This is a genomic window from Lapillicoccus sp. (assembly GCF_025353065.1).
Taxonomy (GTDB): Bacteria; Actinomycetota; Actinomycetes; order Actinomycetales; family Dermatophilaceae; genus Lapillicoccus.
Window position 1 is genome coordinate 1 of record NZ_JANXRJ010000193.1, and the last position, 3,214, is coordinate 3,214.

The window sequence follows — 3,214 nt, forward strand, 5'->3', positions numbered from 1 at the left end:
GGGGTTGACGCCCGCTATAACGTGCGTCAACCCCCTTGACGCAGCGTCAACCCCCCACCGGGGAGGGGCAGGAGTGGCGGTCCCGGGCGGAAGTTCCCTCCGTTCACCGGGATCCGCGACACTGTTGGCTGTGACGCCCGAATGCCTGTGACGCCCCGAGCCGCGGACCTCGCCCGAGCAGCGGGCCACCACCGGTGACCCTGCTGCGCGCCGACCGCGCCGTTCCACCACGGACGCTCGTCGACATCGTCCGCCAGACCGCCGCCGAGCTACCCGATGCGCCGGCACTGGACAACGGCGCCGAGGTGCTCACGTATGCCGAGTTCCTCGACGCCGCAGGGACGGTCTCCGTCGCGCTGCGCGAGGTCGGGGTCGGGGTCGGCGACCGGGTCGGGGTGCGGATCCCCTCGGGCACCACCGACCTCTACGTCGCCATCCTCGGGATCCTGCTCGCCGGTGCGGCCTACGTGCCGGTGGACGCCGACGACCCCGACGAGCGCGCCCGACTGGTGTTCACCGAAGCCGATGTGGCCGCCGTCATCGGCGCGGAGCTCGTCATCGCGCCACGGCTGCGGAGCACTGTCGGTGAGGCGGACACCGATGCCGGAGCCACCGACGGCGCTGCCGACCACGAGGCGTTCGACGACCCCACACTCGAGGACGACGCCTGGGTCATCTTCACCAGCGGGTCGACCGGGAAGCCGAAAGGCGTTGCGGTGAGCCACCGCTCGGCCGCCGGCTTCGTCGACGCCGAGTCCCGCCTCTTCCTCCAGGACCACCCCATCGGCCCGGGAGACCGCGTCATGGCCGGCCTGTCGGTGGCCTTCGACGCCTCCTGCGAGGAGATGTGGCTGGCCTGGCGCTACGGCGGCTGCCTGGTGCCCGCCCCCCGCTCCCTCGTCCGCAGCGGCATGGACCTCGGGCCCTGGCTGATCGCCAACGGCATCACCGTCGTCTCCACGGTCCCGACCCTCGTCACGCTCTGGCCCCCGGCGGCCCTCGGCGCCGTGCGACTGCTCGTGCTCGGGGGCGAGGCGTGCCCCCCGGAGCTCGGTGCCCGGCTCGCGACCGACACCCGGGAGGTCTGGAACACCTACGGCCCGACCGAGGCCACCGTCGTCGCCTGCGCGGCCCGCCTCACCGGTGAGCCCCCGGTGCGGATCGGCCTCCCGCTCGACGGCTGGGACCTCGCCGTCGTCGACGCCGCGGGGCACCACGTCGGCGAGGGCGAGAGCGGCGAGCTCATCATCGGCGGCATCGGTCTCGCCCGCTACCTCGATCCCGACAAGGACGCCGAGAAGTATGCCGCGATGCCCACCCTCGGGTGGGAGCGGGCGTACCGCAGTGGGGATCTCGTCCGCAACGACCCCGAGGGTCTGCTCTTCCTCGGCCGCGCGGACGACCAGGTCAAGCTCGGTGGTCGGCGCATCGAGCTCGGCGAGGTCGACAGCGCTCTGCTGTCCCTCCCCGGCGTCACCGGCGCCGCCGCGGCCGTCCGGAAGACGAGCTCCGGCAACAGCCTCCTCATCGGCTATGTCGCGACGGACGGCACGTTCGACCCGGCCCGGGCGATCGAGCACCTCCGCGCGACGATGCCCGCGGCGATGGTGCCGCGCCTCGCTCAGGTCGACACTCTGCCGACCCGCACGTCGGGCAAGATCGACCGCGACGCGCTGCCCTGGCCGCTGGCCACGGCCGAGACGGCGGGGGCCACGCGGCCTCTCGTCCTCGACGGCACCGCCGGCTGGGTGCAGGAGCTGTGGCTCGAGATCCTCGGCGCCGCCGTCACTGCCCCGACAGACGACTTCTTCGACGCCGGGGGAGGCAGCCTGAGTGCGGCCCAGCTCGTCTCGCGGCTGCGCGAACGCTTCCCCGAGCTCACCGTCGCCGACGTGTATGCCGAGCCGACCCTCGGTGGTCTCGCAGCGGCCCTCGACGCGATGCACTCTCCGGCCGCCCAGACCAACCATCCCGTCGGCGCCGTCCCTCGCAAAACGCAGGCAGGACAGGTGATCTCGACGATCCCCCTGCGACTCATCAGCGGCCTGCGCTGGCTGACGTGGATCCTCGCGGGCAACAACGTGGCCGTGGATCTGGCGGGGTTCACCTGGCTCCCCACCGTCTCGTGGTGGCTGGTCGGACTCGGCTGGCTGCTCCTGCTCAGCGCGCCCGGGCGGATGTTCCTCACCGTCCTCGCGGCGCGGATCATCCTGCGGGGTGTCACGCCCGGCGACCATCCCCGCGGCGGCAAGATCCACCTCCGAGTCTGGCTCGCCGAGCGGGTCGCCGACGAGCTGGGGGCCGCCAACCTCGCGGGCGCCCTCTGGATGCGCCAGTACGCGCGGGCCCTCGGTGCCGAGGTCGGCCCGGACGTCGACCTCCACAGCATCCCGCCGATCACGGGCCTCCTCCACCTCGGCGCCGAGTGCTCGATCGAGCAGGAGGTGGATCTCGCCGGCCACTGGCTCGACGGCGACGTCTTCCACCTCGGCGCGATCCGGGTCGGCGCGGGCGCTCGGGTCGGCGCCCGCTCGACGCTGATCCCGGGCGCCGACGTCGGGGACCGGGCCGAGATCACCCCGGGCTCAGCGGTGTTCGGCCCGGTGCCGTCGGGGGAGTGGTGGGCGGGTGCACCTGCTCGCTGCGGAGGGATGGCCCGGGGTCCGTGGACGGACGTGCGGCCGGACAACCGGCCGGTCTGGCTCGCGGCATACGGGCTGTCCTCGGTGCTCGTCTCCCTGCTCCCGCCGTTCGCAGTCGTCGCCGGGGTGGCCTCGGTGGCGCCGGGGCTCCGCAACGCGACCTCGCTCGGCAACGCGGCCGTCCTCTCGCTGGCCTGGCTGCCGCTGGCCACCGTCGTGGCCCTGGTCGTCCTCGCCGTCCTCATCTGGGGGGCGACCCGCCTGCTCGGTCTCGGGCTGACCGGGGGGCACCATCCCATCCACGGCTTGCGGGCCTGGCAGGCGTGGACGACGGTCCGGCTGCTCGACGAGGCCCGCACCTGGCTCTTCCCGCTCTACTCCAGCACGGCGACACCAATGTGGCTGCGGGCGTTGGGTGCTCGGATCGGACCCGACGTCGAGGCCTCGACCGTCCTGCTCATCCCGCGACTCACCACGGTCGGCGAGGGGGCGTTCCTCGCCGACGACACCCTGCTCGGCGGCTACGAGCTCGGCGGCGGGTGGTTGCGCATCGGCGAGGTGAAGATCGGCAA

The 3,214-nt window shown here is 73.3% G+C and carries 1 pseudogene; it reads left to right on the forward strand.

The features are described from left to right. Positions 1–141: 141 nt before the first annotated feature. Positions 142–3,214, forward strand: a pseudogene (locus Q0R63_RS15070) (amino acid adenylation domain-containing protein); the annotation flags it as partial.